Source organism: Nostoc sp. CALU 1950, from assembly GCF_051172895.1.
In the GTDB taxonomy this organism is placed as follows: domain Bacteria; phylum Cyanobacteriota; class Cyanobacteriia; order Cyanobacteriales; family Nostocaceae; genus Nostoc; species Nostoc edaphicum_A.
Map to the genome: position 1 here is coordinate 1 of NZ_JBDNJQ010000311.1, position 3,313 is coordinate 3,313.

Below are 3,313 nucleotides of genomic sequence, written 5' to 3' on the forward strand. Positions count from 1 at the left end.
ACATTAGATTCCTCTCAGCCCTTATGTCAAGCCTAATTGAGATGCTCTTACCCTGGTCACTAAGCGAAACTCAGTTTTCGTTTCTAAATCACAAAAATTAATCACTCTATAAGCTTGAGCATCATCAGATGCACCAACTTTAACCAACCCAGTTGATTCCTCAAATTCTAGTTTCCAATTATTTTTTATCCGCAAGACAAAATATTTGTTTTCTTGTACTAATTCTTGAATGAATTTTAGTCCAGCAAATCCTCTATCCATTACTCCAACAGCATTTATTGGTAAACTAGACATCATTTTAGAACCAAATTTATAATCATGGTCATGCCCAAAATTGATGAAGTTATCTGATGGACTTCCAGTAGCTAGATTTAGGGAACTAAAAAGTTTTACTTGATGGTGTCCTAGTATCCATAACAACTTACTGGTGAGAGTGATAATTGTTGAATCAATTGGACAAATCGCATATTTTTCGTGTAACTTTTTTTGAACTTTCTTCTGTACTAATTCATTTAGTTTTTGGTAAATTTCTTGAAATGGTTTTTGGCTTCGATGTAAATTTGCTTTAGAGAAAGTAGAAATATCTACCTCAAATCCTGTGTTGTTTAGTCTCTTAAACAAATCTCGCATACTTGTTAAGCTGTTATCCATAGCATAAGATAGCTTTTCCCTCAAAGAACAGACGACTGTTCAATACTGGATAATCGTTTTTTGGCAGTCCTCTCAAGATATCTTTGACAATCCTGGGAAATGAATTTATAATCACTATCAAATAGATATACTTTAATCTTCCGCCCAAAATTTAACATATTTTGGGCTATTTTTATCGGATTTTTCTTAACATTCAACACTTTTGATATCTACAGTATTTTAATATTATTTTAGACTTGCTATTTATCGTCAGTAGCCAAGTTAAATAACAGGAGATTTCTATGCCTGAAGCTATTGAAATTTATGACGATCGCCTCCTTGCTATTGTACGCCCTGATGCTTTACTCCAGGAGCTAGCCAACGGTGCAGTCCATAGCGAGGGGCCTGTTTACTTCCATGAAGATGACAGTGTTGTGTGGAGCGATGCTCACGGCAATCGCCTGTTGCGGTGGAGTCCCACTGACAATGTGACTGTCCTACGAGATCCATCTGATTACCAAAGCGGTAATTACCGCGACTTGGAAGGTCGTCTAGTTGCGTGTTCATCTGGTTTGCGTGCTATCATCCGACGCGAAGACAACGGTGAATGGAAGGTTTTAGTCGATCGCTACAACAACAAACGCCTGAACAGCCCAAATGATTTAGTAGTCAAAAGTGACGGCACGATTTGGTTCACCGATCCGCCTTATGGGATCACCGAGCCAAACCAAGGTTACGGCGGCGAACAGGAACAACCCGGAAGTTACGTCTATCGCTTTGACCCGGCAACAGGTGAGATTTATCCTGTAGTAACAGACATGGTGCGCCCGAATGGGTTGGCTTTCAGTCCAGACGAAAGCCTTTTGTATGTTTCAGATACCGCTGCGTTTAATATTGCTGGGGGGCCTCACCATATTCGTGTCTATGAGGTTGTGGACAATCGCTATGTAAAGAATGGGCGTGTATTTGCAGTCATTGAACCAGGACAACCGGATGGACTGCGGGTTGACGAACATAGCAATGTTTTTACTAGTTCTCAAGACAGTGTGCAGATATACGCCCCCGACGGAACTCGCTTAGGAAAAATTTTTGTACCGGAGACATCAGCTAACCTGACTTTTGGTGCTAAGGAAAGCGATCGCCTATTTATCACAGCAGGTCATTCGTTATAAGCTAATCGGCATTCAAGTTACAACATAGCTACTATTCCCTTTGTTTTTTATCTTTCGATGCCACTTAATGACTAACTCACCCTGATTCAATAGCTTATCTAATAAAGACTTCAACTCATCTACTGATTGGAATAGACGATGAGCAATGTATTCTTTACATGAATACCAGACTAATTCGATGATATTGTAGTCAGGACTATATGCAGGTAAAAATTCTAGTACAAAGTTAGGGAGTTCTTGGAAAATTTTAGCGAGAATATCTTTACGTTTATGAAAACTAGCATTATCTAAAATTAAAATTATCTTAGGGCCACATCCCTGAAAATTTTCAGTGCTGTTCCCCTGACTGATCCACTCTTCTCTAATTAATTTATTTAGTTGCTGCAATTGTTCATAAAAGATATCTCCCTCACCTTTTTTAATAAAAAAACATACCCGTTTCCGATCTCCTTCCCGAATTCCTCCCATGACATTGACCCGTCCACGTCGCCGTTGTCCTGTAAGATTTTTGCGCCGTCCTCGTTTACCCCAATTTTTACGACGAATTACACGTAAACTGAAACCACTCTCGTCCCAAAACCATACCTGCATACGCTCTGGGTGAACTCTAGCTATTGCTAAATATTGGGCAAGTTTTTCTTGAACCTCTGCTCTAATTAGGGGATTTTGTTTAGATTCTAAATCATACTTAGCCCAAATGTAACTATACTTTTTTCGCTTTAATATCCTCCTAACTTGAGAACTACTTAAATCAATTCTGGTTTGTTCTGTTAAATATGTTGCTAATCTCTCTGCCGTCCATCGACCAAATTCATAACCCAAATCTGATGGTTCTTGGTCAACTGTTTTTAATAGTAGTTCAATATATTCAGGTGTGGCTTTTCGATTATGCTCGTACTCTCGTTTATTATGCAAAGTTTCTAGGTTATCTGGATCTCCATGCATACACCAATATGCAACAGTTCTGGGGGAACAACCTAGAAATCTAGAAATTTCTTGTTGTGTCCTACCATCGTTTTGGAGCAGAATAATTAAAATTCTTTCCCTGACGTGCGGTAGTTTGCTCTCCTTAAGAGCTTGCTGCAACTGAGTAACTTGTTCCGAAGTTAAAAAGTTTTTGGCTGGTGGTGGCATAGTTATTATCAATCGGTTCTGCATTTATATTATGCAGCTTAAATGCCGATTAGCTTACCGTCACCGTATCTGCATTGTTAACAACGTGAGCATTGGTGAGAATCCGCCCATTGGGATCGATGATAAAACCAGAGCCTACACCGCGCACTACTCGTTCTTGAGGCTGTGTTGGTACAGTATCACCAAAAAAGCGCCGAAAGAATGGGTCATTTAATGTATCAGGTAACTGTGGTACTGCGCTTCTGATAGTTCGGGAAGTATTAATTTGGACTACAGCTGGTTCTACTTTTTCGACAACTTCAACTACAAAATTATTATCCTCATACCAATTCTCTAAGAAGCTGCACAGAATAAAGCTTCATGAAATAGAGCTTCGA

2 protein-coding genes and 2 pseudogenes are annotated in these 3,313 nt (G+C 39.3%); 1 reads left to right on the plus strand and 3 read right to left on the minus strand.

Features of this window, described 5'->3' with window-relative positions; translation table 11 throughout:
- Nucleotides 1-42: 42 nt before the first annotated feature.
- Nucleotides 43-766 (minus strand): annotated as a pseudogene (locus ABF638_RS37285) (transposase); the annotation flags it as partial.
- Nucleotides 767-932: 166 nt separating this feature from the next.
- Here ABF638_RS37285 and ABF638_RS37290 point away from each other — a divergent pair.
- Nucleotides 933-1,802, plus strand: a complete 870-nt coding sequence (locus tag ABF638_RS37290) for an SMP-30/gluconolactonase/LRE family protein (RefSeq protein WP_435027770.1) — start codon at nucleotides 933-935, stop codon at nucleotides 1,800-1,802.
- A gap of 12 nt (nucleotides 1,803-1,814) precedes the next feature.
- Here the strand turns inward: ABF638_RS37290 and ABF638_RS37295 are convergent, their stop codons facing one another.
- A complete protein-coding gene (locus tag ABF638_RS37295; RefSeq protein WP_435027771.1) occupies nucleotides 1,815-2,936 on the minus strand; it encodes an IS630 family transposase in 1,122 nt (373 codons plus the stop codon).
- A gap of 52 nt (nucleotides 2,937-2,988) precedes the next feature.
- Nucleotides 2,989-3,258: pseudogene (locus tag ABF638_RS37300) on the minus strand (peptidase S1); the annotation flags it as partial.
- Nucleotides 3,259-3,313 lie beyond the last annotated feature (55 nt).

Coding starts and splice junctions, on each gene's coding strand:
- ABF638_RS37290 (WP_435027770.1), top strand. CDS start 933: ATGCCTGAAGCTATTGAAATTTATGACGATCGCCTCCTTGCTATTGTA.
- ABF638_RS37295 (WP_435027771.1), bottom strand. CDS start 2,936: ATGCCACCACCAGCCAAAAACTTTTTAACTTCGGAACAAGTTACTCAG.